Below are 25,359 nucleotides of genomic sequence, written 5' to 3'. Positions count from 1 at the left end.
AACACGGCGGGCCTCCCTCGCCCTTGCCCTCGCACTGCTTCTCGGAGGCTGCATGTCCGACAACGGCGTAAACGATCCCCTTCCCCGCATGAGCAAGGAGAAGGCGCAGGCCTGGGCCCAGCACTGGGTCGAGTCCATGACCCGCACGACCGAGGCCGAGATCATTCCCGCCACGGCCAAGGCCAACTTCACCAGTTGCACCGGCAAGAACGGCGAGACAGCCGACGACAGCCGGTTCACCCTGATGTTCAACGCACGCGCCAAGCTGCCCCGGGCTCGGTACAGCGAGGCGGCCAGGGCACTGAAAAGCGAACTTGAAGCCCAGGGATTCGAGATCGTCGGCTACCAGGAAGGCCCTGGGCAGGAGCGTGGCACTTACGGTGTTCAGGCCCGGCATCCGAAGGACAAGCACTATGCCTCCGCGGGTGACGTGGCCGATGATCAATGGAGTCTGTCTGTCGACACTCCCTGTCTCCTGCCCCCCGATGCCGAACAACAGAAGTTCTGACTGATTCTGAGCGGGGCTCGTCGACGAAGCCCGCCACGGTCCGGCGGAAGCGGCGGCGCTGCTCTGGGGCAAGGCGCTCCATGAAGCTTCCCCTTGCTCACGGACACCTGGAGACTGGGATCTGAGAGGTTCCAGAGGAAGTAGTGCCATGTGGGAAGCAAGTACACGAAGCGGTACTCCGACGACGACAAGCGGGACGCGATCGAGCTCGTGGGATCGTCGGGACGGACGGTGACCGACGTCGCCCGCGAACTCGGCATCAGCTCCGAGAGCCTGCGCGGCTGGGTCAAGGAGGCCGGGGCGCGGGGACTGAGCATCGTGTCGCACCAGCAGGATGCCACCGCTGCGGCACAGCGTCACATGTACGGCGCTGTGGCGCGGATCGAAGCGACGTGCCTGAAGGCCGAAGCCCAGGCGCCCGCGTACGCGCAGACGCTCCGTACGACGCCGTACGCCGTGGCGACGGCCGGTGACTGGCAGCAGGCGCTCGCGTCCGCCGATGCGATCGTCGCTGGGATCGGTTCCAAGTCCTGATGTTCGAACTCGTCCTCGCAGGTCTTGTCCTGACGCTCCCGGCAGGGTTGCTGATGCTGCGCCATAGCGCGAAACGGCTCCCACCGTGGCACAAGCAGCCCGTCGCGCTCCTCGGCGCCGCCCTGATCTTCGGGAGCCTCGCGGCCAATGTGTGGGGCTTCGGTATCTTCTCAGGCGGTCTGGACGTACGGGAGACCTGCGAGCTCACCCTCCACACCACCTACGACCAGGCGTATCGGGACCGCACCGGTGCGGATGGCACGTCGTACTTCCCGTTGTCCGACGCGTGCAACGAGCATGTCGGCCTCGTTCCCGCATGGGTGAACCCCACGATCGCCGCTCTCGCTGTCCTCGCCGCCGGCGCTCTTGTCCTTGCCCTCTTCCGGATCGCTCGCGCGATCCTTCACAGGGGGCAACCGGACTCCTCGTGAGCGGTACAACCAGCTGTGGGTGGCTGCGCGGCCACGCTTCCGGCCTCGCTCCAGCCACCGCCTGGAGCCCGCCCACCGGATGGGGGTGGCCGGTTTTCGGATGGCGTCCGGCCGGCTGTACTCATTCACGGTTCGGAGTGGTCAGTTCGGCTCGGACGGTCTTGCCGCTGGGCGGATGGGGGAGTGTTTCCCAGTGATCGCAGAGCGCGGCGACGAGTGCGAGGCCGCGACCGCCCGTGCGGAGCATTTCGGGTGCGGTACCCGGAGGCCCGGTCAGTGGCCACCGATCCCCGCGTGCGTCGGTGACGTCGATGCGGAGGCGACCGGATGAGGCGTCGAACGCGAGCGACAGCCGGAAGCTCCGGCCGGACACGAAGCCATGGAGGACGGCGTTGGAGGCGAGCTCCGCGACGACGAACTCGGCACGCTCCGTGAGGTCCTGCGGGGCGCCCCAGGACTGCAACTGCGTCACACCGAGAAGTCGGGCGAGCCGGGCGCCGCGCCGCGTGGGCGACAGCAGCTGCGTGAAGACGTGTCGAGTCCCGACGAGTTGGGGGAGTGGTTGGTTCATGCCCCCATCGTGGCGGCCGGATATGGCCGGATACGAGTACCGCATCCCGTACGCGGAGTCAGCGTACGGACACATGGAGTAGGTGGTACGCGGGACAAGCAGTCACACTGGGTGGCGAACGTGGACGACGGCGAGCAGCTGTCGCGGGTGCGGTACGGAGAAAGGAGCGGCGGATGGACGAAGTCGAGGGGGAGGCGGCCGGGAGCGCCGACGTTCGGGCGGTCTCGGCGACGGAGTGGGAGCGGGAGCCCCATCCGTCGGACAGTCTGCGCACGTTCGGCGCGGTCGTCCAGGCCCTGCGCGAGCACGCGGGCCTCAGCCGGGCGGAGCTCGCCGCCCTTGTCCGGTACTCCAAACACACTGTGGAGTCCATCGAACTCGGGCGCCGCATGGCGGACGAGGCGTTCGTCGAGCGCGCGGAGGAGGCGCTCGGCAACACGGGCGCACTTCGGAAGGCCGCATGCCACCTCAGCCGCGGTGAGGTCGGGCTCGCGGTGTGGTTCCGGCGTTGGGCCCGGCTGGAACGGGACGCGGCGAGTCTGTACACGTATGAATGTCGTCTGGTGCCGGGGCTGTTGCAGTCGGAGCCGTATGCGCGGGCGGTTTTCGAGGGCACGATTCCGCTGCGGACCGACGATGAACTGGAGGACCAGCTCACCGCGCGAATGGAGCGGCAACGGATGATGCGTGAGCGGCCCACGGTGCCGTTCAGCTTCATCGTCGAGGAGCACGTGTTCCGGCGGCGGTTCGGGAACGCGGAGGCGATGCGCGGCCTGGTGGACCACGTGCTGGAGCGGAGTGCTCCGCGCAACGTGACACTCCAGGTGGTGCCGCTGGAGGCGGAGTTGCATCCGTGCCTGGATGGGCCGGTTCAGTTGTTGGAGACCCCCGCGGGGCAGCGGCTCGGCTACTCGGAGGGACAGCAGAACGGTCGGCTCATCTCGGACCGGAAAGAGGTGAGCCTGCTCTGCCAACGCTATGAAAGACTGCGCTCGCAGGCCTTGAGTCCCAAGGAATCCCGGGACCTGCTGGAGCGACTGCGAGGAGAGCTATGAACAGCGGAACGACGGAACTCGCCTGGTTCAAGTCCAGCTACAGCGGCAGCCAGGGCGACAGCTGCGTGGAGATCGCAGTCGCCGAAACGGCTGTTCACGTAAGGGACTCGAAGGACCTGGACCGCCCGGCCTTCGCCGTGGGACGCGCGGAATGGGTGCCCTTCGTGCGGTACGTGTCGGGTGCCTCGGAGGTGTAACCGAGCGCGGCACGGTTGATGAAGCGGTCGCCGAGATCGGATGCTGGTTCCGGCCTCGGCGCCGCCTTTTTGGGTGCGGCCTTCTTGGTCGCAGCTTTCTTGGGCGTGACCTTCTTGGGCGTGACCTTCTTCGCGGTGGGTTTCGCGACCGTCTTCTTCTGTGCGGCGTTCTTGGCGGCCGTCGTGCCGCGTGCCTTGAACTTCCTTCGCAGCAGCGTCAGTTGCTCTCGCTCCTGGACGGTCTGGTCGGCGGGCAGGGCATTGACGAGAACCCTGGCCCGATCGAGCTCGTAACGCGCCAGGGCCCAACGCCTGGCGTTGAGCGCCATGCGAATCACTTCGAGGCACTGCCGCAACGCCTTGGCCTTCCCCGCCTGCCGCCGGGGTATCGGAGACTCCGCCCCACTGCTCCGGCGCTGCCCGGCGGCACGCGTCGCCCAACCCGCGCCCGAGGTCAGGACGACGGACGTGCGCGGGTTGCTGGTCTGGCTTCGGCGTACCACGGGTGTTGGTTCCTTCGGTGGGGGAGCGGGATCAGTCGTGACGGGGGCCGTGGCCGGGGGGTGGGGTGAGGGTGGACCCATAGGTGCCGGAATCGCCCTCGACGAGCGGGGTCTCCATGGTGAGGCCGGTGGTGGCCATCCGGTCGTACTCGGCGAGGATCAGGTTCTTGGTGCGGTACTCGCCATGTGCCTTGATGTCGTTGTCGCGGGTGACGTTGAAGGTGTCCAGGATGTAGGCAGTGTCCTCGCGCGTGATGCCGTAGAGGTGGAAGAAGAGTGCGTCCAGCTCGACGCGCATGATGGCGCGGCGGTCGGTCTCCCAGCGGAAGGGAGCGCCGGTGTCGCCGAGGTCGCGGACGAAGCCTGTCATGTCATGTGCAGAGCATCTGAGTTCTGGGGCACGAGGGGTGATAAGCGCTGCGTGGGGTGCAAGCTGGTCGGGGGTGGGAACAGCCAACTGTCGCACGATGAAGTAGCTCGTTGCGCGCCACCCCCACCAGTCGGCAGCAGAGTGCTTCGGCTCCAGCTCCAGCAGGGACTCGTAGGCCGACGGTCAGGGCGTACTGTACGCCCGGACGGAGCTGGTCCAGGGCACGGGTGCCGGAGGTGACGGCCTCGGCGCGTCACTTCTCCAGCCAGCCCCCGAAGCCGCCGCCCCCTCCGCCACCGCGACCCGCGACGCGTGCAGCAGGCTGTACAGCAGCACGAACTCGCTGAACAGTTCGCCGTCGAAGAGGGCTTCCAGGCCGAAGTCGACGTAGGCCGCCGTCGAGAAGGACGACGAGTCGCGCAACAGGCGCAGTCGGCGCCCGTTGGTGACGATCGCCCACAGGTGCGCCTCGGTGCGGTTCAGGCAGCCCTGGACCATCGACTGCGGCGGAACCTGGCCGGGGGCCGGGCGCTTGTCGAGGTTCTGGTTCCAGGGGATCTGGTGGACGAGGGCCGGGCCGTGGCGGTGGGAGACGGGGAAGCGCTTGTCCGGGTCGGAGTCTGCCGGAACTCCCGTCGTGCCGATCTCCGTCGGTGCGCCGAAGTCCAGCTTGCGGAAGAGCTGGGCGAGCCAGTCCGTTCCGGCGCGGCCCGTCGGGTCGGCGGCGGGCTTGCCGGTCGCCGGGTCCGGGGCAGCACGGCGCGCAGGTCGCGCCAGAGCGGCTTGAGGTATTCCCAGGCGCGCTCGGCCTCATTGCGCACGGGCACCGAGGCGGGAAGACCGTAGTCGGCGGACTTCGTGCCCGGCAGACCGTTCACGTCCCTGGTGATCTGGTTGCGGACCATCTGGTCGTGGGTGTTCGCGTCGCGGGCGGAGTTCAGGACGTACGAGGCGATGGCGCCGATCGCCGGGTCGGTGCGGACCGGGGCGGCCTCGCCGCGACCGATCGCGGGCGTGGTGCGGAAGGGGATCTGCCGGTTCTCCTCGCCGAGCCGTCTACCCGAGCCTCCAGTTTCTGCCCGCACCGAGGCCCGGCTCGGCGACCTTGATCCGCGCTGGGTGGTACCCGTACGACGCTGCCTGGAGCGGCTGGACGCCGCAGCCGCCGCATGGGATCCGGCCACGATGAAAGAGCCGGAATGGCAGAGCAAGGTGACTCCGGAAGGCGAGACGCGCAAGCGGGTGTGCAGGTTCGAGGACGTGGACGGGAAGTGGGAGACGTTCCACCTCCACGCCCGCTTCACCCCAGGAGCCGGCCGGATTCATTTCCGTCCCATCGGTGAAGAAGGCACGATCCGCATCGCGCATGTCGGCGGCAAGATCCGGCCGGACCTCTGACCTTCCTCAGGACAGCGCCCCCGCCCCATCCTGGTTCGCATACCTGCAGGCCAGGAGGGGACGGGGGCGTTCTTCCGAAGGCGGTCAGATGTCCCGGAAGATCTCGATCTGCGCGCCCACCGAGTTCAGCCGCTCCGCCAGCTCCTCGTACCCGCGGTTGATGACGTACACGTTGCGCAGCACGGACGTGCCCTCGGCCGCCATCATGGCCAGCAGGACGACCACGGCGGGGCGCAGTGCGGGCGGGCACATCATCTCGGCGGCCCGCCAGCGGGTCGGGCCCTCGACCAGGACCCGGTGCGGGTCGAGGAGTTGGAGCCTGCCCCCGAGGCGGTTCAGGTCGGTGAGGTAGATGGCCCGGTTGTCGTAGACCCAGTCGTGTATGAGGGTCTGGCCGTGGGCCGAGGCGGCGATCGCCGCGAAGAAGGGCACGTTGTCGATGTTGAGCCCGGGGAACGGCATGGGGTGGATCTTGTCGATCGGCGCCTCCAGCTTGGAGGGGCGGACCGTGAGGTCGACCAGCCGGGTGCGGCCGTTGTCGGCGGCGTACTCCGCCGTGCGGTCGCAGTCGACGCCCATCTCCTCCAGCACCGCGAGTTCGATCTCCAGGAACTCGATGGGTACCCGGCGGATCGTCAGCTGGGACTCCGTCACCACGGCGGCGGCGAGCAGGCTCATCGCCTCGACCGGGTCCTCGGAGGGGGAGTAGTCGACGTCCACGTCTATGTGCGGGACGCCGTGCACGGTCAGGGTGGTCGTGCCGATGCCGTCCACGCGTATGCCCAGTGCCTCCAGGAAGAAGCACAGGTCCTGGACCATGTAGTTGGAGGAGGCGTTGCGGATGACGGTGGTGCCGTCGTGCCGGGCGGCGGCCAGCAGCGCGTTCTCGGTCACGGTGTCGCCGCGTTCGGTCAGCACGATGGGGCGGCCGGGTGCGACCGAGTGGTCGACCTGGGCGTGGTAGAGCCCCTCGGTCGCGGCGATCTCCAGTCCGAACCGGCGCAGCGCGATCATGTGCGGCTCGATGGTCCGTGTGCCGAGGTCGCAACCGCCCGCGTACGGAAGCTTGAACGCGTCCAGGCGGTGCAGCAGCGGGCCGAGGAACATGATGATGGACCGGGTCCGGCGGGCGGCGTCCGCGTCGATGGCGTCCATGTCGAGCCGGGCGGGCGGGACGATCTCCAGATCGGTCCCGTCGTTGATCCAGCGGGTCCGCACACCGATGGAGTTCAGGACCTCCAGGAGGCGGTAGACCTCCTCGATGCGGGCCACCCGGCGGAGCACGGTGCGGCCCTTGTTGAGGAGGGTGGCGCAGAGCAGGGCCACGCACGCGTTCTTGCTCGTCTTGACGTCGATGGAGCCCGAGAGGCGGCGTCCACCGACCACCCGCAGGTGCATGGGCCCGGCGTAGCCGAGCGAAACGATCTCGCTGTCGAGCGCCTCGCCGATGCGCGCGATCATCTCAAGGCTGATGTTCTGGTTGCCGCGCTCGATGCGATTGACGGCGCTCTGGCTCGTGGCGAGCGCCTCGGCGAGCTGACTCTGTGTCCAGCCCCGGTGCTGACGGGCGTCACGTATGAGCTTGCCGATGCGTACGAGGTAATCGTCTGACATGGCGAAAGGCTATCTCAGATATGAGATGAGCCTTCTGGTGGGGTGCGCCGTTCGGGTGATGAAGGTGCGCAGGCACGGCCGTTGTCCGTTCCCGCGCATGTGGGGGGCGGGACGCGGCGCCTGTGGCACGTGCCTTCCATGGTTCACCTCGAACGTCGTGACGTCGCGCGGTGTACGCCCGTCCGGGGCCGGCGGGTGTGTCCGCGCGGTTCGCCGTGCCGCCGACCCGTCGCGGCCGGGGCCGGACGTCTCTCGTCGAGGTCGGGTGCCGCCGGGGGTGATGGTTCCCGGGCCGGAGGTGCGCTCGGGCCGGGGCGAACAGTGCGGGCGAACGGTGCGGGCGGGCAGGGCCGGTTCGCGGCGCAGCGGGGTCGGGGCTGCGGTCAGGGGCGCCCGTAGCGCTTGCACAGCAGGGCCTTCGTGCCGTCGTCGAGGCAGATCCGCACAACTGCGGCTCCGCCGGGAACGCCTGAGTATGCGGGGAAGCTGAAGTCCTGGGTCTTGCCGCACGCGATTCCGGGAGTGACGGCGTACCCCAGTTGCTTGTTGTGAATGTCCAGGCTGTACGCAGTGGTCTGCCGGCGGTTCGCCGGGTCGACCGACTTCTGTGCCCCTGCCACCGTGACCGCCCGGTCGTGCCAGGTGATCGTGCCCCTCGTGTAGGTGTTCCCGAGGGTCACGTCGAACGTGCTGACCGGGTGGGCGGAGGCCTGGGCGCCGGCCGCGGGGGTGCCCAGGAGCATGCCCGTGGTCAGGACGGAGGTGCCGAGTGCGGCGGCGAGGTGGGTGCGCGTGCTGTCTCCAGGGGTCGGGCCCGGCGCGGCCACGGCTGCCGGTTCGGGCACCTCGCAGTCTCCGGACCCGGATCGCCCGTGTCCACGGGCCACGCCACACCGTTCCCGCGGACCGGCGGCCGTCGGTGCGGCCGCCCGGCGGATCCGGCCCGTCCGGGGCGTGTGACCCCATGGGGGCCGGTGGGGCGGGCCGCTCCGGCCGACCCGCCCGGACTTCGACGAGCGGGGCCGGACTTCGATGGGCGAGGAGCCCGTCGACGGGTTCTCGGTGAGAACGTTCAACCTTCACCGCGATGGATCAGCCGCCCGCGCATGACCGTCCGGCGGTGATGTACTAGAGTTATCTCGACATCGAGATAATTGCCGAAGGCGCACCGCCGCCCACTGTCGGGTAAGGGTTACCTAACAAACCTTACCCCAGCGGATGGTCGAGGGGCCGCAGGCGGCATCACGCGGCGCCCGCCGTAACGAGGCGCGGCGCGGAGTACGCGCACATTGATGAAGGAGACTGTCGTGTCGGCGAACAGCTTCGACGCCCGCAGCACGCTGCGCGTGGGCGACGAGTCGTACGAGATCTTCAAGCTGGACAAGGTCGAGGGCTCCGCGCGCCTCCCCTACAGCCTGAAGGTGCTCCTGGAGAACCTGCTCCGCACCGAGGACGGCGCGAACATCACCGCCGACCACATCCGGGCGCTGGGCGGCTGGGACTCCCAGGCGCAGCCCAGCCAGGAGATCCAGTTCACGCCGGCCCGCGTGATCATGCAGGACTTCACCGGCGTGCCGTGCGTCGTGGACCTCGCCACCATGCGTGAGGCCGTCAAGGAGCTGGGCGGCGACCCGGCCAAGATCAACCCGCTGGCCCCGGCCGAGCTGGTCATCGACCACTCCGTCATCGCCGACAAGTTCGGCACGAAGGACGCCTTCGGCCAGAACGTCGAGCTGGAGTACGGCCGCAACAAGGAGCGCTACCAGTTCCTGCGCTGGGGCCAGACCGCCTTCGACGAGTTCAAGGTCGTCCCCCCGGGCACCGGCATCGTCCACCAGGTGAACATCGAGCACCTGGCCCGTACGGTCATGGTCCGGGGCGGTCAGGCGTACCCCGACACCCTCGTCGGCACCGACTCGCACACCACCATGGTCAACGGCCTCGGCGTGCTGGGCTGGGGCGTCGGCGGCATCGAGGCCGAGGCCGCGATGCTCGGCCAGCCGGTCTCGATGCTCATCCCGCGCGTCGTCGGCTTCAAGCTGACCGGTGAGCTCAAGCCGGGCACCACCGCCACCGACCTGGTGCTGACCATCACCGAGATGCTCCGCAAGCACGGCGTCGTCGGCAAGTTCGTCGAGTTCTACGGCGAGGGCGTCGCCGCCACCTCCCTCGCCAACCGCGCCACCATCGGCAACATGTCGCCGGAGTTCGGCTCCACCGCCGCGATCTTCCCGATCGACGACGAGACGCTGAAGTACCTGCGCCTGACCGGCCGTGACGAGCAGCAGGTCGCCCTCGTCGAGGCGTACGCCAAGGAGCAGGGCCTCTGGCTGGACCCGGCCGCCGAGCCGGACTTCTCCGAGAAGCTGGAGCTGGACCTGTCGACGGTCGTCCCGTCGATCGCCGGTCCGAAGCGCCCGCAGGACCGTATCGTCCTCGCCAACGCCGCCGAGCAGTTCAAGCAGGACGTCCGCAACTACGTGGACACCGCCGACGAGGCGGGCAAGGAGTCCTTCCCGGCCTCCGACGCCCCCGCCGCCTCCAACGGCGTCCCGTCGAACCCGGTCACCGTGACCGCCCCCGATGGTTCGACGTACGAGATCGACCACGGCGCCGTCACCGTCGCCGCGATCACCTCCTGCACCAACACCTCGAACCCGTACGTCATGGTCGCCGCCGCGCTCGTGGCGAAGAAGGCGGTCGAGAAGGGCCTGACCCGCAAGCCGTGGGTCAAGACCACCCTCGCCCCGGGCTCGAAGGTCGTCACCGACTACTTCGACAAGGCGGGCCTGACCCCCTACCTCGACAAGGTCGGCTTCAACCTCGTCGGCTACGGCTGCACCACCTGCATCGGCAACTCCGGCCCGCTGCCGGAGGAGGTCTCCAAGGCGGTCAACGAGCACGACCTGGCCGTGACCTCGGTGCTCTCCGGCAACCGCAACTTCGAGGGCCGGATCAACCCCGACGTCAAGATGAACTACCTGGCCTCCCCGCCGCTGGTCGTCGCGTACGCCCTCGCCGGTTCGATGAAGGTGGACATCACCAAGGACGCCCTGGGCATCGACCAGGACGGCAACCCGGTCCACCTCGCGGACATCTGGCCGACCGAGGCCGAGGTGAACGACGTCGTCGCCAACGCCATCGGCGAGGACATGTTCAACAAGTCCTACCAGGACGTCTTCGCGGGCGACGCGCAGTGGCAGGCCCTGTCGATCCCGACCGGCAACACCTTCGAGTGGGACGCCGAGTCGACCTACGTCCGCAAGCCCCCGTACTTCGAGGGCATGACGATGGACCCGGCCCCGGTCGAGGACATCGCCGGCGCCCGCGTGCTCGCCAAGCTGGGCGACTCGGTCACCACCGACCACATCTCCCCGGCCGGTGCCATCAAGGCCGACACCCCGGCCGGCACGTACCTCACCGAGCACGGTGTGGAGCGTCGCGACTTCAACTCCTACGGCTCGCGCCGCGGGAACCACGAGGTCATGATCCGCGGCACGTTCGCCAACATCCGCCTGCGCAACCAGATCGCGCCCGGCACCGAGGGCGGCTACACCCGCGACTTCACCCAGGCGGACGGTCCGGTCTCCTTCATCTACGACGCCTCGCAGAACTACCAGGCCGCCGGCATCCCGCTGGTCGTCCTGGCGGGCAAGGAGTACGGTTCCGGCTCGTCCCGCGACTGGGCGGCCAAGGGCACCGCGCTCCTCGGCGTCAAGGCCGTCATCGCCGAGTCGTACGAGCGCATCCACCGCTCGAACCTCATCGGCATGGGCGTCCTCCCGCTCCAGTTCCCGGAGGGCGCGACCGCCGAGTCCCTCGGCCTGACCGGCCAGGAGACCTTCTCCTTCTCCGGCGTGACCGAGCTGAACAACGGCACCACGCCGCGCACGGTCAAGGTCACCACCGACACCGGTGTGGAGTTCGACGCGGTCGTCCGCATCGACACTCCCGGTGAGGCGGACTACTACCGCAACGGCGGCATCATGCAGTACGTGCTCCGCAGCCTGATCCGCAAGTAGGCGGCGGACAGCCGAAGGGGCCGCATCCCGGTACACCGGGGTGCGGCCCCTTCGTGTTCCGCGCGTCCTCGGAACGCGGTTGCACCGCGACACCCGTGGGCGGGCCCACCGCCGACCCGGTGAGGAATGCGATGGTGGGCCCGCAGGTTCCCCTCCACGGCACGGTGCCCCGGCCGCGACACGCGGGCCCCGGCATCGGCAGTGGTTCGGAGAAGACAGAACAGACAGAACAGACAAGAAGAGGCAGGGGACGGAACGCACCCATGGGCGAGTTGATCCTGATCCGGCACGGTGAGACCGAGTGGTCGCGGTCCGGACGGCACACCAGCTACACCGATCTGCCCCTGACCGCCCTCGGCGAACTCCAGGCCCGTGCGCTGGCACCCCTGCTCGCCGACCGGCGGATCGCACTCACCCTGGTCAGCCCCTCGGTACGCGCCCGGCGCACCGCCGAACTCGCCGGGCTCACCGCCCCCCGCGTCACCCCCGAGCTGCGCGAATGGGACTACGGCGGCTACGAGGGCGTGACGACCGACGAGATCCACCGCACCCGGCCCGACTGGAACCTGTGGACCGACGGGGTGACTCCCGGCTCCGGGACGCACCCCGGCGAAACCCCCGGCGAGGTCGGTGCCCGCGCCGACCGGGTGCTGGCCGAGGCCGCCGAGGCCGCCCGCCGGGACACGGACCGGGACGTCGCACTCGTCGCCCACTCGCACTTCCTGCGGGTGCTCACCGCCCGCTACCTCGGACTGACCCCGGCCGAGGGGACGTTGTTCCAGCTCGCCACCGGGGCCGTCTCACGGCTCGGCACCGAGCACGGCCGGCCGGTGATCACGGCGTGGAACGTGGCCCTTCCCGAGAGCCTGCTCCGTCGGATCGTCCCGGACGGGGAGGGGAACCACAGGAGCCCGGAGCGGGACTGAGCCGGTCCGGACGGCCCGGTGTGCTCCCGTTCGCCGGTTCAGGTGACCCGGATCGCCTCCTCGTCCGGTCGCCTCCCGGCGCGCGGACGGCCGGTGCCCCGGAGGAGGGAGCACCGGCCGCTTCCGGACACCGGTTCTGTCCGGGCACCGGCCGCAGGCGGCGCGTCGCCGCGGGAGCGCGGACCGGGAGACCGGGACCGGGGTTCAGGAGAGCAATTCCACCTCCGCGAGGGTGCCTTCGCCGGTGAACACCAGGCGGTAACGCGCGTACGCGCCCGGTGCGCCGACCGAGAACGCCCGCGTCTGCCGGTCCCAGGCGAATGTCTCCCCCGACCGCCGGTCGAGCTCCTGCCATGTCGTGCCGTCCGTCGAGCCCTGGAGGACCCAGCCGGTCGGGGCCCGGCCCGCCGACGACGACGTCAGGGTGTACTGGACCGCCTCGGTCGCCGACGGCACCGGAAGTTCGACGGGGGCGGCCGGGCCGACCGGGGCCGTCGTGGCCGAGGTGTCGTCGGACAGGGCGCCCGCGCCCTTCACCGCGTCCTTCCTCGGCGTCGGCACCTCGTCGTCCGTGGTGATCGACGGCGGTGCCGCGTCCTTGCCGGTGCCCCACGACGACGGTGCGGCGCCCATGTCGAAGTCCAGCACACCGCCCCGGGCCAGCAGGTCGTGCGGCAGCGAGGTCGAGTTCCACTTCCTGCCGTCGACCCTCAGGCCCTGCACGTAGATGTTCTTCGCGCTGTTCCCCGGCGCGCGGACGACGAGGTCGCGGCCGTTCTCCAGGTGGACCGTGGCCCTGGTGAAGAGCGGCGAGCCGACGGCGTACTCGCCGCTGCCCATGACGAGCGGGTAGAAGCCGAGCGCGGAGAAGAGGTACCAGGCCGACTGCTCCCCGTTGTCCTCGTCACCGTGGTAGCCCTGGCCGATCTCGCTGCCCGTGTAGAGGCGGCCCAGCACCTCGCGGACCTTCTCCTGCGTCTTCCAGGGCTGCGAGGCCGCGTCGTACATGTAGGCGACATGATGGGCGACCTGGTTGCTGTGGCCGTACTGCCCCATCCGTACGTCGCGCGCCTCCGTCATCTCGTGGATGACGCCGCCGTAGGAGCCCACGAACTCCGGACCCGCCGTCTCCGGGGTGGAGAAGTAGGTGTCGAGCTTCTTCGCCAGGCCGGCCCGCCCGCCGTACAGGTTCGCCAGCCCCCGGCTGTCCTGCGGGGCCGTGAAGGCGTAGCCCCAGCCGTTGGTCTCCGTGTAGTCGTAGCCCCAGACACGCGGGTCGTACGCGTCCGCCGACAGCCGCCAGTCGCCCGAGGCGTCCCGGCCCTGGAAGAAGCCCACCCGGTCGTCGAAGAGTTCGACGTAGTCGCGGGCACGGTCGAGGAAGTAGTCGGACTCCTCCTCGTACCGTCGCTTGTGCGTCTTGTCGTAGAGAGCCCGGCCCATCCGGGCGATGCCGTAGTCGTTGTGGTAACCCTCCAGGGACCAGGACAGGCCCTCGTGCGTGTCGGTGTTCGCGTAGCCGGTGAACGGGGACGTCGCCATGCCCTTGCGCCCGACGCCCGGGGACGGCGGGACCGCGGTGGCGTTCTTCAGGGCCGCCTCGTACGCCGCCTCGGCGTCGAACTCCACACCCTTGACGTAGGCGTCGGCGAAGGCGATGTCCGAGGAGGTGCCGGTCATCAGGTCGGCGTAGCCGGGGGACGACCAGCGGGAGATCCAGCCGCCGTCCTTGTACTGCTGGACGAAGCCGTCCACCATCTCGCCCGCCCTGCCCGGCGTCAGGAGGGAGTACGCGGGCCAGGTGGTGCGGTAGGTGTCCCAGAAGCCGTTGTTGACGTACACCCGGCCGTCGACGATCTTCGCGCCCGTGCGGGTCGGGGTGTCGGGGCCGGTCGGGCCGGAGAACGCGCTGGCGTACCGGTCCTTGCCGTCGACCCGCTCGAAGCCCGAGTTCGGGTACAGGTACAGCCGGTACAGGCTGGAGTAGAGCGTGGTCAGCTGGTCGGTCGTGGCGCCCTCGACCTCCACCTTGCCCAGGAGATCGTCCCAGGCCCGCTGCGCACCCTTCTCGACCTGCTGGAAGGAGCGGGAAGCGGGGATCTCGGCCGCCAGGTTCCGCTTGGCCTGGTCGAGGCCGATCAGGGAGGTCGCCAAGCGCAGCCCGACGGTGCGGTCCGCGCCCGCGTCGAAGCGGAGGTATCCCGTGACGTCGCCGCCACCGCCGCCGGTGAGTTTGCCGCTCGCGGTGACCGGCGCGTCGAAGACGCCGTAGACGAACAGCCGGGTGGCGCCGGTCGAGCCGCCGCTGCGCACGTCCGAGAAGCCGGAGAAGGAGCGGGTGCCGGGGTCGAGGGTGAGTCCGCCGTCGGCGGTGACGTTGTCGAGGACGACGCCCGCGTCGTCACCGGGGAAGGTGAACCGCATCCTGGCCGCGTGGTCGGACGGCGTCATCTCGGCCTTCAGGCCGTTGTCGAACGTCACCCCGTAGTAGTGCGGCCTCGCCGTCTCGTTCTCGTGGTGGAACGGCAGCGCGCGGGCGGTGCGGGAGGCGTCGGGGGTGCCGGGGGCCGCCGACGGCATCAGCTGGAAGGTCTGCCGGTCGCCCATCCAGGGGCTCGGTTCGTGGCTGGCGGCGAACGCCTGGAGCGTGGGGAGGTTGTCGTCGTTGTTGCCGCGCGCGTAGTCGTAGAGCCAGCTTGTCGAACCGGCGTTGGTGACCGGTGTCCAGAAGTTGAAGCCGTTCGGGACCGCGGTGGCGGGTATGTCGTTGCCGCGCGAGAAGCCGCCGCCGGAGTTGGTGCCGCGGACCGTCGACGCGTAGTCGGACAGGTGCGCGCGGCGCTTCTCGGGCTTTCGCGGCGCGAGCGTGATGTCGTCGATCCAGCCCTGGAACTTCGCCGGTCCCGCGGGGGAGTCGTACGCCACCAGGACGCGGGCGACGGTCCGGCCCGCCGCGACGGCGCCGATCGCCGAGGTGACCTTGTTCCACTGGTTGACGTACAGCCGTTTGGCGGCGGCCTGGCCCTGCGGGGTCAGCGGGCCCCCGTTGCTGTCGGCGGCCCGCAACTCGCTCAGGTACGTGCCGTCCGTGAACGCCAGGTCCACCGAGACGTGCGTCGCCGGGTAGGAGAGGTCCGTCTCCGTCATCTGCGGGTAGACCAGGTAGGAGAGCACGGTGTCGCGGGTGACGGCGGTGTTCACGTCGAAGACCTTGTTGTACGAGTAGGCCCGGCCCTTCGTCCTGTGCGTGCCCGCGTACCGCAGGGCCCTTCGCCCGGTGAAGCCCGCGCCCGCCCTGGCGGTGGGGGAGCCGGACGGGCCGCGGTCGACCTGGCTGCGCATCGAGTCCGGGACGGGGCGTGTGGTGTCGCCGTCGGAGAACTGGACGTCGGCCAACTGGGTCGCGTCCGCGGCACCGTTGTTGCCCGTGATGTTCAACCGGTAGTGCCGGTAGGCGGCGTGGGAGGCGATGTCGTACGAGTTGGTCCGGAACCGTTCGGCGAAGGTCTGACCGGTACGGGAGTCGAGCTCCTTCCAGTCCTTGCCGTCGGCGGAGCCCTGGAGGGTCCACTCCTTCGGGTCGCGCTCGTCGTGATCGTCGGCCGAGGTCAGCGCGTAGGTCACGACGTCGACGGGCTCGGCGAGGTCGAACTCCAGCCAGGCGGTCGGCTCGAAGGACAGCCACTTGGTGGCGGGCTCCCCGTCGGTCAGATTCTCCTTCACCTCCCCGCCGCCGGTGTTCTCGGCACTGGCGCGGACGTCGGTCACCCTGTCGGTGACATTGCCCGGTATTCCTGCGGAGAACCCGCCGTCGACACCCGATGACCGCTTCTTTCCGTCAGGACCCTCATCGACGGTGTTGCGCCAGTCCGGCTGCCTTTCGTTCGCTTCGAAGGATGAACCGAAGGTCCCTTCCGGCGAGGCCCTTCGGCCCGGTGCCGTGCCGTCCGACTGCGCGGCGGCTGCGGCGGGGGCGGTCATGACCAGAGCCAGTGAAGCCGCGATCAGCGCGACCGTGCGGCGGTGTCTCGTGCGAGAGCCATGTCGTGGATGCATGCCGGGCCGTTCCTCCCGAAGAAGTACACCTGGACAACGTTGTCATGGTGGTGCGCACGGTCCAGTAGGAAGCCAAGTTCCCCATGTGTCAAGGAGGTTGGGAGGGGGTGCCGACGGATTCGGCCGATATGCGGAACTGCCCGTCCCGGTGGCGGTGTAAACGGGGCGAGGTGTCCGCGAGGTCTCAACTCGGGAAAGACTGCTGTTCAACCTTGCATTCGATCTTGCTCAGTTGACCGCGAGTGGACTATACCTGTGCGCACCCGCGCAGCCCGTTCCGGCGACGCGGGCGAAGGGGGAATCGGGGAGCAGGGCCCGGAGGGCACACACGTGCGTCCCCGGCCGGACTCTCCGTACCCCCGTCGCACATGGCTAGCCTGAAAATCAGCACCACCCAAGCGCAACTGACCGCGGTGGCGGGGCCCTTCGCCTGAGGCGAATTTCGACGGGCGACCGGTACACACCGCCTGAGTCCTGGAGAAGGCGAGGACTTGAGCATGGGATCCACCTCCGCTCACAAGAATGAGGGCCTCGGCCGTCGCGATGTGATCAAGCGATCTGCCGCACTCGGTCTGCTCAGCGTTCCGGCGATGGGCTTCCTCTCGTCGTGCGCGAGCGGCGACAGCAGCAGCGACAAGAAGGTCGAGAAGGGCAAGGTCACCAAGACCAACCCGCTCGGCGTGAACGAGACGGCCCCGCTCGAAGTCGTCATCTTCAACGGCGGCTTCGGCGACAAGTACGCGATCGACGCGGAGAAGAAGTACAACGCGGCCTTCCCGAAGGCCCCGAAGGTCAAGCACGTCGCGACCCAGAAGATCGCGACGCAGCTCCAGCCGCGGTTCAACGGCGGCACCCCGCCGGACCTGATCGACAACTCGGGCGCCGAGCAGATGGACATGGGTGTCCTGGTCGGCAAGAAGCAGTTGCTGGACCTGACGCCGCTGATGGACGCCCCGTCCGTCGACGACCCGAACAAGAAGGTCCGCGACACGCTGCGCCCCGGTGTGCTGGAGATGGGCCAGTTCGACGGCGACCCGGTCTGGATCATGTACTACGCGTACACGGTGTACGGCGTCTGGTACTCGCAGACCGCGCTCGACAAGCTCGACGCGAAGTATCCCGAAACCTGGGACGAGATGCTCGAACTCTGCAAGAAGGCGAAGAAGCAGGGCATCGCGGGTTGGACCTACCCGGGCAAGTACCCCTACTACCTGCCGTTCTCGCTCTACCCGTTCATCGCCAAGATCGGTGGCCGGGAGGTTCTCGACAAGATCGACAACCTGGAGCCGAACGCCTGGATGGACCCCGCGGTCAAGGCGGCGTTCGAGGCGTACTACGAGCTGTACAAGAAGGGGTACATCCTTCAGGGCACCCCGGGCCTGACCCACATCCAGTCGCAGACCGAGTGGACCAAGGGCAAGGCGCTCTTCATTCCCAACGGTTCCTGGGTGGAGAACGAGGCGGCGCCGACCACGCCCGCCGACTTCAAGATGATGGTCGCCCCGCCGTCCGGTCTGGACTCCTCCGACAAGATGCCGTTCGGCACCATCTGGGCCTCCGGTGGTGAGCCCTTCATCGTTCCGGCCAAGGCGAAGAACGCCGAGGGCGCCATGGAACAGCTGCGCATCATGCTCTCCGAGGAGTCCTCGAAGAACTTCACCACGCAGGTCAAGTCGCTCAGCGCGTTCAACGGCGGCACGGACGGGCTGACCCTGTCGACCGCTCTGCAGTCGGGTGTCGACGTGCTGAAGAAGGCCGGCGACAACGTGGTGAACCCGCGCATGCAGGACTGGTACGTGAAGCTCCAGAAGGAGCAGATCGGTGTGGCCGGCATCGGCGAGATGATGGCCGGTCGCGCGACCCCGGCGGAAGCCCTCAAGAAGATCCAGGCGTTCGCCGACGCGGCCGCCAAGGATCAGTCCATCACGCACTACAAGCACCAGTGAGCAACCGTCACCAGCGGCGGCACCCGCGGAAAGATCGGGGTCGGTAAACGATGCAGCATGGCAAGTACCGTTTCATCGTGGGGTTCCTGGCAATCCCACTCGCGCTGTACGCGGTCTTTGTGATCTGGCCGTTCGTCCAGTCCATCTACTACTCGTTCACGGACTGGACCGGTCTGAGCTCCGACTTCGCGATGGTCGGGTTCGACAACTACACGCGGATGTTCAAGGACGACATCTTCTGGAAGTCCTTGCAGCACAGCGTGTTGCTCGTGCTGCTGCTGCCGTTGGTGACGCTGGGCCTGGCGCTCTTCTTCGCCTTCATGCTCAACGTCGGGGGCCGGCGGCGCAAGAACGCCACGGTCTCCGGCGTGCGTGGGTCGAGCTTCTACAAGATCGCCTACTTCTTCCCCCAGGTGCTCTCGATCGTCATCGTCGCCCTGCTGTTCCAGTTCGCGTTCAATCCGCGGGACGGCATGATCAACTCGACGCTGGACAGCATCGGCCTGGGTTCGCTCAAACCGGAATGGCTCGGAGACCCCAATCTGGCGCTCATTTGCGTCATGACGGTGCTGATCTGGTCGACGGTCGGGTTCTTCGTCGTCCTCTTCTCCGCCGGCATGGCGTCCATTCCGAAGGACTTCTACGAGGCGGCGCTCCTCGACGGCGCCAACCGCTTCACCACGTTCTTCAGGATCACGCTCCCGCTGCTCTGGGACACGGTCCAGTCCGGCTGGGTCTACATGGGAATCCTGGCCCTCGGAGTGGAGACGTTCACCGCCGTACAGGTCATGACCGTCGGCCCCGGTGGTCCCGACTACTCGACAACGGTCCTGCCGCTGTACGTGTACCACACGGCCTTCCGCGACGGGCAGGCCGGATACGCGACGACGATCGGTGTCGGACTCCTCGTCGTCACCATGGCCTTCGCTGCCATCGTGATGCGGCTGGGCCGGCGCGAGCGGCTGGAGTTCTGATGCCGCGACCGATGGGAACCCCCGCACAGCAGCACAGGTCGGCCTCCGTGTCCGGCTCGACAGTACGAGGTGAGTACGCGTGAAGACCACTGACACCCCTCCCGCGGCCCCGGCGGAGCGCCCGGCGCCCGTGACCGAGGTGAACGTGCCCGCGGCCAGGACGAAGAGCAGCGAGGGCCACGTCCTCAACGTCTTCTCGCACGGCGTGCTGATCATCTGGGCGATCCTGGTCATCATGCCGCTGCTCTGGGCGGTGATGTCGTCGTTCAAGACGGACGACTCGATCCTGTCGACGCCGTGGAAGCTCCCCGACACGCTGCACTTCGAGAACTGGTCGCGCGCCTGGAGCCAGGCGCACATGAGCGACTACTTCTTCAACACCGTCGTGGTGGTGGGCTGCTCCCTCGTCGGCACCCTGCTGCTCGGATCGATGGCGGCGTACGTCCTGGCCCGGTTCGACTTCCCCGGCAACCGCTTCGTCTACTTCCTGTTCATCGGCGGGATGAGCTTCCCGGTCATCCTGGCGCTGGTGCCGCTGTTCTTCGTCATGAACAACATGGCCCTGCTGAACACACGCCACGGGCTGATCCTGGTCTACATCGCGTACTCACTGCCGTTCACCGTCTTCTTCCTCACCTCCTTCTTCCGGACGCTGCCGACCTCGGTGGCGGAGGCGGCGATGCTCGACGGGGCCTCGCACACCAGGACGTTCTTCCAGGTCATGCTGCCGATGGCCAAGCCCGGCCTGATCAGCGTCGGCATCTTCAACTTCCTCGGGCAGTGGAACCAGTACATGCTGCCGACGGTGCTGAACAGCGACCCGAACCAACGAGTGCTCTCCCAGGGCCTCGTCGAACTGGCCAACAGCCAGGGATACAAGGGCGACTGGTCCGGCCTGTTCGCCGGACTGGTGATGGCGATGCTGCCGGTGCTCGGCGCCTACATCGTCTTCCAGCGCCAGGTGGTGGCGGGACTCACCGCGGGCGCGGTGAAGTAGCCGCCCCGCACCGTCCGCAAACCGCCCGCCGGCACCCGCCGGCGGGCGGTTCGCGTGTGCGGGGGACCTCCACGGCCCGGGGACCGCGCTCATCCGAGGCCGCGGATGCTCAAGGTCTTGACGGGGAGTGCCCCAAAAAGGTCAGCTTGGAGTTCACATGTTGGAGAAAACGGTAGGAGTGAGAGAGTCGATGGAGACTCCGGGGTCGCAGACATCTCTGCATCGCGCCAACCTTGAGCGGGTCGTGCGCGCGGTACGCATGGCCGGCTCACTCACCCAGGCGGAGATCGCGCGGAGCACCGGCCTCTCGGCTGCCACCGTCTCCAATATCGTTCGCGAACTGAAGGAGAGCGGCACGGTCGAGGTGACCCCCACCTCGGCAGGCGGCCGACGGGCCCGCAGCGTCTCGCTCAGCGGTGACGCGGGCATCGTGATCGGTGTCGACTTCGGCCACGCGCACCTGCGGGTGGCGGTCGGCAACCTCGCCCACCAGGTGCTCGCCGAGGAGGCCGAGCCGCTGGACGTCGACGCCTCCTCGGAGGAGGGGTTCGGACGGGCCCAGCGGCTGGTCGAGCGGCTGATCGCGGCGACCGGGATCGGGCCGGACAAGGTGATCGGGGTGGGGCTCGGCGTCCCCGGCCCGATCGACGTCGAGTCCGGCACGCTGGGCTCCACGTCGATACTGCCGGGCTGGACGGGCATCAATCCCGGCGAGGAACTGGCGAACCGGCTCGGTGTGCCGGTGCACGTCGACAACGACGCCAACCTCGGGGCACTCGGCGAACTGGTGTGGGGGAGCGGGCGCGGCGTCAAGGACCTCGCCTACATCAAGGTCGCCAGCGGGGTCGGCGCCGGTCTGGTGATCGACGGCCGCATCTACCGCGGCCCGGGCGGCACGGCCGGCGAGATCGGGCACATCACGCTCGACGAATCGGGTCCGGTGTGCCGCTGCGGCAACCGGGGCTGCCTGGAGACCTTCACGGCCGCGCGGTACGTACTGCCGCTGCTGCGCCCCAGCCACGGACCCGACCTCACCATGGAGCGGATGGTCCAGCTGGCCCGCGAGGGCGATCCGGGCTGCCGCCGGGTGATCGGGGACGTCGGACGGCACATCGGCAGCGGGGTTGCCAACCTCTGCAATCTGCTCAACCCCAGCCGGGTGGTGCTCGGCGGCGCGCTCGCCGAGGCGGGCGAGCTGGTGCTCTCCCCGATCCGCGACTCGGTGTCCCGCTACGCCATTCCGAGCGCGGCAAGGCAGCTCTCGGTGCTGCCCGGTGCGCTCGGCGGCCGGGCCGAAGTGCTGGGCGCACTGGCCCTGGTGCTCAGCGAGATGGGGGATTCCACCCTTTTGGAAAGCAGCGCGCCGCTGAAGGACCCGGTGACGGCTTCGTCTTCACTTAGAGAAGGAATGGCACCGTTGTCATCTCGTTAAGGATTTACTCCTTGACGCTGACGTCGAGGCCGAGTTGACTTCCAGCCACCTCGGCCGCGACGTCGCGGCCTCGTCAGGGAGGCAACCCGCATGAACGCAACGACGCGTCGCATCGTCATTGGAACGGCCGCAGTCTCCATGGCCGTCTCCCTCGCCGCCTGTGGCAAGGCGGGTGGCGACGACGACAAGGCCGACGGCGGTGACGGCAAGTCCATCGGGCTGCTGCTGCCGGAGAACAAGACCACTCGCTACGAGACGTTCGACCGTCCCATGATCGAGGCGAAGGTCACCGAGCTGTGCGGCGACTGCAAGGTCATGTACAGCAACGCCGCGCAGCAGAGCGACACCCAGAAGAAGCAGTTCGACGCGCTCGTCACCCAGGGCGTGAAGGTCATCATCCTGGACTCCGTCGACTACAAGGCCACCAAGTCGTGGGTGCAGCAGGCGGAGAAGAAGGGCGTCAAGGTCGTGGCGTACGACCGCCTCGCCGAGGGCCCGATCTCGGCGTACGTGTCGTACGACAACGAGAAGATCGGCCGCCTCCAGGGCGAGGCCCTGGTCAAGGCGCTGGGTTCCGAGGCCAAGCAGAGCAACGTTGTCATGATCAACGGTTCGCCGACCGACCCGAACGCCCCGTTCTTCAAGAAGGGCGCGCACAGCGTCCTGGACACCCAGGTCAAGAAGGTCGTCTACGAGCAGGACATCCCGGACTGGTCGGCGGACGAGGCCAACAAGAAGATGGGCGCGGCCATCGACGCGCTGGGCAAGGACGGCTTCCGGGGCGTCTACTCCGCCAACGACGGCATGGCCGGCGGCATCATCACGGCCCTGAACACGCGGGGCATCAAGGTCCCGGTCGGCGGCCAGGACTCCGAGCTCGCCGGTCTCCAGCGCATCCTCAAGGGCGACCAGGCCTTCACGATCTACAAGCAGGTCAAGCCGCAGGCGGAGACCGCCGCGGAGATCGCCGTCAAGCTCCTCAAGGGCGAGAAGTTCGATGAACTGACGCCCACTCAGGTCGACAGCCTCTCCGGCGAGTTCAAGGGCATCCCGGCCCGGCTGTACGACGCGCAGGTCGTGACCAAGGAGAACGTGGCGAGCACGATCATCGCCGACAAGGTCTACAAGGCGGCGGAGATCTGCACGCCCGAGTACAAGGCGGCCTGCGAGGCGGCCGGCATCAAGTAGGCCCACGGCCCGATCGACCCGGCCGGCCCCGCTCGGACGGAGGCCGCGTCCGCGGGCCCCAGAGCCTGTCGGGCGGCCTCCGGCCGGGCGGCCACGTCCTGGCACGCACGCTTCCGGCGTTGCCGGAGCGACCGGGCAGCTGCACCACTGGGCCATCCCGACGCCTTGGAATCGCACGCACCATGCCCTGTCCGCTTTCCGGTCGAAGGCCGCCCGGCAGGCTCTCAGCCAGTTCGGCGCCCGCCCCGTTCCACGCCCCGCAAGCGGGGGCGGGCGCCGGACTTCCCTCGCACACCCCCCGTGCTCGGCACCACCATCCCCGCCGGTCAGGCGGTGAAGGAGATGATTCACGTGTCCGCTACGCCCGTGCTGGCGTTGCGCGGAATCTCCAAGCGGTTCGGCGCCGTCCAGGCGCTCACGGACGTGGACCTGGAGATTCGTTCCGGCGAGGTCGTCGCCCTGGTCGGCGACAACGGCGCCGGCAAGTCGACCCTCGTCAAGACCATTTCGGGCGTCCACCCGATCGACGAGGGCGTCATCGAGTGGGAGGGCGAGCCGGTCCGCGTCAACCGGCCGAACGACGCCCAGGCACTCGGAGTCGCCACCGTCTACCAGGACCTGGCGCTCTGCGACAACCTCGATGTCGTCGCCAACCTCTTCCTCGGCAGCGAACTGCGCACCGCGTCCGTCCTCGACGAGATCGCGATGGAGAAGCGCGCCAAGGAGCTGCTGGACACCCTCTCCATCCGGATCCCGAGCGTGCGCATTCCCGTCGCCTCGCTCTCCGGTGGACAGCGCCAAGTCGTCGCCATCGCACGCGCGTTGATCGGCGACCCCAAGATCGTCATTCTGGACGAGCCGACCGCGGCACTCGGCGTCGAGCAGACGGCCCAGGTGCTCGACCTGGTCGAGCGACTCCGCGAGCGGGGCCACGGTGTGATCCTCATCAGTCACAACATGGCCGACGTGCGCGCCGTCGCGGACCGGGTCGCGGTGCTCCGCCTCGGCCGCAACAACGGCTCCTTCGACGTGGCGGGCACCACCAACGAAGAGATCATCGCCGCCATCACCGGCGCCACCGACAACGCCGTCACGCGCCGTCAGGCACGCGTGGCCACGAAGGAGGACGCGAAGTGAGCGACCTCGCCAAGTCCCCCGAGCCCTCCGGCACCCCCGAGTCCTCCGGCACCCCCGGAACCTCCGGCGGGCCCGAGGCCTCCACGGCCCCCGGCACCGGCGGGACGCCGCGGACGCCGGACGCCCCCGGGCAGCGGGCGGCGCCCGTCGCCGCCGTCGACCCGCGCCTGCTGGTCCGCGAGGAGGGCCTCAAGGGCTACTGGACGGAGTTCGGCCGCAAGGTCCGCGGCGGCGACCTCGGCTCGCTGCCGGTCCTCGTCGGCCTGATCGTCATCGCGATCGTCTTCCAGTTCCAGAACGACAACTTCCTCTCCGCCGGCTCCGTCGCCAACATCGCCGTCTACAGCTCCGGCCTCGGCATCATGGCGGTCGGCATCGTGTTCGTCCTGCTGCTCGGAGAGATCGACCTCTCGGTCGGCTCCGTCGCCGGGGTCGGCGCCGCCGTCTGGGCGGTTCTCCAGGTCAATCACGGCTGGAACGAATGGCTCGCGATCCTCGTCGCCGTGCTCTCCGGCACGGTGCTGGGCGTGGTGCACGGCTTCTTCTTCGCCAGGATCGGGGTACCGGCCTTCGTCGTCACCCTGGCCGGATTCCTCGGCTGGAGCGGCCTCCAGGACTGGATGATGGGTGGGGAGGGCTCGATCAACACACCGTCCGGCAGTGCCGTCGAGAACCTCACCAACTACTTCTTCGAGGACAAGGCCGCCGCCTACGGACTCGCCCTGGTCGCGGTCCTCGCGTACGCCGCCTCGCTCCTGGTGGACACCCGGCGCCGCCGGGCGGCGGGCCTGCCCGCCCGGCCCACCGGCGAGGTCGTGCTGCGCACCGCGGTCGTCGCGGTCGCCTGCTTCGTCGTCGCGTACGTCCTGAACGAGCCCGCGGGCGCCCGCGGACTCCCGCTCGCCCTCGTGCTGTTCCTCGCCGTGCTGGTCGTCGCGGACTTCGTCGCCCGGCGCACGGCCTTCGGGCGCCGGGTCTTCGCGGTCGGCGGCAACCCGGAGGCCGCCCGGCGCGCCGGGATCGATGTCGGCAGGGTCAGGATCGCCGTCTTCGCCGTGTCCGGCACGCTGGGCGCCTTCGGCGGCCTGTTCATCGCCAGCCTCTCCGGCGGCGCCACCAAGAGTGTCGGCGGTGGCAACACCCTGATGCTGGTCATCGCGGCCGCCGTCATCGGTGGGACCAGCCTCTTCGGAGGACGGGGCAAGGTCTGGTCCGCGCTGCTCGGCATGATCGTGATCCAGTCGATCCAGCAGGGCCTGAACATGATCGGCATGGCCAACGCCATCCAGTACATGATCACCGGCGCGGTGCTGCTGGCCGCGGTGGTCATCGACTCGGTCTCCCGTCGCACCCAGCGGACCGCGGGCCGCGCGTAGGCACCCGACGCGGGGCCCGGGGCCGCCCCCCCCCCCCGCCCCGCCCCCCCCCCCCCCGCCCGGGGGGTAGACGTGGCCGCCCACCCCCAGGCCGGGCGCCGCCGCGCCCCAGACCCCACCCCCC

21 protein-coding genes are annotated in these 25,359 nt (G+C 68.9%); 15 read left to right on the top strand and 6 right to left on the bottom strand.

The features are described from left to right. Positions 1–88: 88 nt before the first annotated feature. The 3 genes from ACF1CT_RS11500 to ACF1CT_RS11490 all read left to right on the top strand — a co-directional run bounded on the left by ACF1CT_RS11500 (position 89) and on the right by ACF1CT_RS11490 (position 1,473). Positions 89–508 carry a hypothetical protein gene (locus ACF1CT_RS11500; RefSeq protein ID WP_391783597.1) on the top strand — a complete coding sequence of 140 codons (420 nt, stop codon included), beginning with the start codon at positions 89–91 and terminating at the stop codon, positions 506–508. A gap of 150 nt (positions 509–658) precedes the next feature. Beyond that, positions 659–1,042, top strand: a complete 384-nt coding sequence (locus ACF1CT_RS11495; RefSeq protein ID WP_391783596.1) for a transposase — start codon at positions 659–661, stop codon at positions 1,040–1,042. After that, entirely contained in the window at positions 1,042–1,473 is a 432-nt protein-coding gene (locus ACF1CT_RS11490) for a hypothetical protein (protein ID WP_391783595.1), read from the top strand. Before ACF1CT_RS11495 ends, ACF1CT_RS11490 begins: the two co-directional genes overlap by 1 nt. Positions 1,474–1,594: 121 nt before the next feature. On the opposite strand, the gene ACF1CT_RS11485 is transcribed toward ACF1CT_RS11490, so the two are convergent. Continuing rightward, positions 1,595–2,044 carry an ATP-binding protein gene (locus ACF1CT_RS11485; protein WP_391783594.1) on the bottom strand — a complete coding sequence of 150 codons (450 nt, stop codon included), beginning with the start codon at positions 2,042–2,044 and terminating at the stop codon, positions 1,595–1,597. A gap of 173 nt (positions 2,045–2,217) precedes the next feature. Between ACF1CT_RS11485 and ACF1CT_RS11480 the strand changes: the two genes are divergently transcribed. Both ACF1CT_RS11480 and ACF1CT_RS11475 read left to right on the top strand, forming a co-directional pair. Then, the gene (locus ACF1CT_RS11480; protein WP_391783593.1) at positions 2,218–3,099 is read left to right on the top strand and encodes a Scr1 family TA system antitoxin-like transcriptional regulator; all 882 of its coding nucleotides are present in this window, start codon (positions 2,218–2,220) and stop codon (positions 3,097–3,099) included. Beyond that, positions 3,096–3,296, top strand: coding sequence for a DUF397 domain-containing protein (locus ACF1CT_RS11475; RefSeq protein ID WP_391783592.1), 201 nt, complete (start codon positions 3,096–3,098; stop codon positions 3,294–3,296). The genes ACF1CT_RS11480 and ACF1CT_RS11475 overlap by 4 nt, the downstream gene beginning before the upstream one ends. Before the next feature lie 534 nt (positions 3,297–3,830). Here the strand turns inward: ACF1CT_RS11475 and ACF1CT_RS11470 are convergent. Together ACF1CT_RS11470 and ACF1CT_RS11465 are read right to left on the bottom strand one after the other, a co-directional pair. Then, positions 3,831–4,169 carry a hypothetical protein gene (locus ACF1CT_RS11470; RefSeq protein WP_391783591.1) on the bottom strand — a complete coding sequence of 113 codons (339 nt, stop codon included), beginning with the start codon at positions 4,167–4,169 and terminating at the stop codon, positions 3,831–3,833. A 183-nt stretch (positions 4,170–4,352) separates the two neighbouring features. Further along, the gene (locus ACF1CT_RS11465; protein WP_391783590.1) at positions 4,353–4,667 is read right to left on the bottom strand and encodes a hypothetical protein; all 315 of its coding nucleotides are present in this window, start codon (positions 4,665–4,667) and stop codon (positions 4,353–4,355) included. A gap of 360 nt (positions 4,668–5,027) precedes the next feature. Between ACF1CT_RS11465 and ACF1CT_RS11460 the strand changes: the two genes are divergently transcribed. Then, positions 5,028–5,567 (top strand): hypothetical protein, encoded by a 540-nt coding sequence (locus ACF1CT_RS11460; protein WP_391783589.1) that lies wholly within the window; start codon positions 5,028–5,030, stop codon positions 5,565–5,567. 84 nt (positions 5,568–5,651) lie between these two features. Here ACF1CT_RS11460 and ACF1CT_RS11455 read toward each other — a convergent pair whose 3' ends face one another. Together ACF1CT_RS11455 and ACF1CT_RS11450 are read right to left on the bottom strand one after the other, a co-directional pair. Then, a complete protein-coding gene (locus ACF1CT_RS11455; RefSeq protein WP_391783588.1) occupies positions 5,652–7,181 on the bottom strand; it encodes a helix-turn-helix domain-containing protein in 1,530 nt (509 codons plus the stop codon). A gap of 383 nt (positions 7,182–7,564) precedes the next feature. Further along, positions 7,565–8,026 carry a hypothetical protein gene (locus ACF1CT_RS11450; RefSeq protein WP_391783587.1) on the bottom strand — a complete coding sequence of 154 codons (462 nt, stop codon included), beginning with the start codon at positions 8,024–8,026 and terminating at the stop codon, positions 7,565–7,567. A 462-nt stretch (positions 8,027–8,488) separates the two neighbouring features. Here ACF1CT_RS11450 and acnA point away from each other — a divergent pair, with 462 nt between their 5' ends. Both acnA and ACF1CT_RS11440 read left to right on the top strand, forming a co-directional pair. Continuing rightward, on the top strand, positions 8,489–11,203 hold the full coding sequence (acnA, locus tag ACF1CT_RS11445; protein ID WP_391783586.1) for an aconitate hydratase AcnA: 2,715 nt from the start codon (positions 8,489–8,491) through the stop codon (positions 11,201–11,203). Between the two features lie 263 nt (positions 11,204–11,466). Continuing rightward, a complete protein-coding gene (locus ACF1CT_RS11440) occupies positions 11,467–12,129 on the top strand; it encodes a histidine phosphatase family protein (protein WP_391783585.1) in 663 nt (220 codons plus the stop codon). Between the two features lie 204 nt (positions 12,130–12,333). Here the strand turns inward: ACF1CT_RS11440 and ACF1CT_RS11435 are convergent, their stop codons facing one another. Continuing rightward, positions 12,334–16,185 (bottom strand): GH92 family glycosyl hydrolase, encoded by a 3,852-nt coding sequence (locus ACF1CT_RS11435; protein WP_391783584.1) that lies wholly within the window; start codon positions 16,183–16,185, stop codon positions 12,334–12,336. 497 nt (positions 16,186–16,682) lie between these two features. Here ACF1CT_RS11435 and ngcE point away from each other — a divergent pair, with 497 nt between their 5' ends. From ngcE to ACF1CT_RS11400, 7 genes are all read left to right on the top strand, one after another. Further along, entirely contained in the window at positions 16,683–18,131 is a 1,449-nt protein-coding gene (ngcE, locus tag ACF1CT_RS11430; RefSeq protein ID WP_391783583.1) for an N-acetylglucosamine/diacetylchitobiose ABC transporter substrate-binding protein, read from the top strand. A 50-nt stretch (positions 18,132–18,181) separates the two neighbouring features. Further along, positions 18,182–19,105 carry a carbohydrate ABC transporter permease gene (locus ACF1CT_RS11425; protein WP_391783582.1) on the top strand — a complete coding sequence of 308 codons (924 nt, stop codon included), beginning with the start codon at positions 18,182–18,184 and terminating at the stop codon, positions 19,103–19,105. Between the two features lie 79 nt (positions 19,106–19,184). Then, positions 19,185–20,102 carry a carbohydrate ABC transporter permease gene (locus ACF1CT_RS11420; RefSeq protein WP_391783581.1) on the top strand — a complete coding sequence of 306 codons (918 nt, stop codon included), beginning with the start codon at positions 19,185–19,187 and terminating at the stop codon, positions 20,100–20,102. Between the two features lie 190 nt (positions 20,103–20,292). Further along, positions 20,293–21,534, top strand: a complete 1,242-nt coding sequence (locus tag ACF1CT_RS11415; protein WP_391783580.1) for an ROK family protein — start codon at positions 20,293–20,295, stop codon at positions 21,532–21,534. A gap of 90 nt (positions 21,535–21,624) precedes the next feature. After that, positions 21,625–22,722: a substrate-binding domain-containing protein gene (locus tag ACF1CT_RS11410; protein ID WP_391783579.1), complete on the top strand. Its 1,098-nt coding sequence runs from the start codon at positions 21,625–21,627 to the stop codon at positions 22,720–22,722. Positions 22,723–23,064: 342 nt separating this feature from the next. After that, positions 23,065–23,859 carry an ATP-binding cassette domain-containing protein gene (locus ACF1CT_RS11405; RefSeq protein WP_391783709.1) on the top strand — a complete coding sequence of 265 codons (795 nt, stop codon included), beginning with the start codon at positions 23,065–23,067 and terminating at the stop codon, positions 23,857–23,859. Continuing rightward, the gene (locus ACF1CT_RS11400; RefSeq protein WP_391783578.1) at positions 23,856–25,235 is read left to right on the top strand and encodes a sugar ABC transporter permease; all 1,380 of its coding nucleotides are present in this window, start codon (positions 23,856–23,858) and stop codon (positions 25,233–25,235) included. Before ACF1CT_RS11405 ends, ACF1CT_RS11400 begins: the two co-directional genes overlap by 4 nt. Positions 25,236–25,359: the final 124 nt, after the last annotated feature.

Source organism: Streptomyces sp. NPDC014734, from assembly GCF_043083325.1.
In the GTDB taxonomy this organism is placed as follows: domain Bacteria; phylum Actinomycetota; class Actinomycetes; order Streptomycetales; family Streptomycetaceae; genus Streptomyces.
Note: the sequence above shows the minus strand (reverse complement) of the source record. Positions and strands in the feature narration are given on the sequence as shown.

Coding starts and splice junctions, on each gene's coding strand:
- ACF1CT_RS11500 (WP_391783597.1), top strand. CDS start 89: ATGAGCAAGGAGAAGGCGCAGGCCTGGGCCCAGCACTGGGTCGAGTCC.
- ACF1CT_RS11490 (WP_391783595.1), top strand. CDS start 1,042: ATGTTCGAACTCGTCCTCGCAGGTCTTGTCCTGACGCTCCCGGCAGGG.
- ACF1CT_RS11485 (WP_391783594.1), bottom strand. CDS start 2,044: ATGAACCAACCACTCCCCCAACTCGTCGGGACTCGACACGTCTTCACG.
- ACF1CT_RS11480 (WP_391783593.1), top strand. CDS start 2,218: ATGGACGAAGTCGAGGGGGAGGCGGCCGGGAGCGCCGACGTTCGGGCG.
- ACF1CT_RS11475 (WP_391783592.1), top strand. CDS start 3,096: ATGAACAGCGGAACGACGGAACTCGCCTGGTTCAAGTCCAGCTACAGC.
- ACF1CT_RS11470 (WP_391783591.1), bottom strand. CDS start 4,169: ATGACAGGCTTCGTCCGCGACCTCGGCGACACCGGCGCTCCCTTCCGC.
- ACF1CT_RS11465 (WP_391783590.1), bottom strand. CDS start 4,667: ATGGTCCAGGGCTGCCTGAACCGCACCGAGGCGCACCTGTGGGCGATC.
- ACF1CT_RS11455 (WP_391783588.1), bottom strand. CDS start 7,181: ATGTCAGACGATTACCTCGTACGCATCGGCAAGCTCATACGTGACGCC.
- ACF1CT_RS11440 (WP_391783585.1), top strand. CDS start 11,467: ATGGGCGAGTTGATCCTGATCCGGCACGGTGAGACCGAGTGGTCGCGG.
- ACF1CT_RS11435 (WP_391783584.1), bottom strand. CDS start 16,185: ATGCATCCACGACATGGCTCTCGCACGAGACACCGCCGCACGGTCGCG.
- ngcE (WP_391783583.1), top strand. CDS start 16,683: ATGGGATCCACCTCCGCTCACAAGAATGAGGGCCTCGGCCGTCGCGAT.
- ACF1CT_RS11425 (WP_391783582.1), top strand. CDS start 18,182: ATGCAGCATGGCAAGTACCGTTTCATCGTGGGGTTCCTGGCAATCCCA.
- ACF1CT_RS11415 (WP_391783580.1), top strand. CDS start 20,293: ATGGAGACTCCGGGGTCGCAGACATCTCTGCATCGCGCCAACCTTGAG.
- ACF1CT_RS11410 (WP_391783579.1), top strand. CDS start 21,625: ATGAACGCAACGACGCGTCGCATCGTCATTGGAACGGCCGCAGTCTCC.
- ACF1CT_RS11405 (WP_391783709.1), top strand. CDS start 23,065: ATGATTCACGTGTCCGCTACGCCCGTGCTGGCGTTGCGCGGAATCTCC.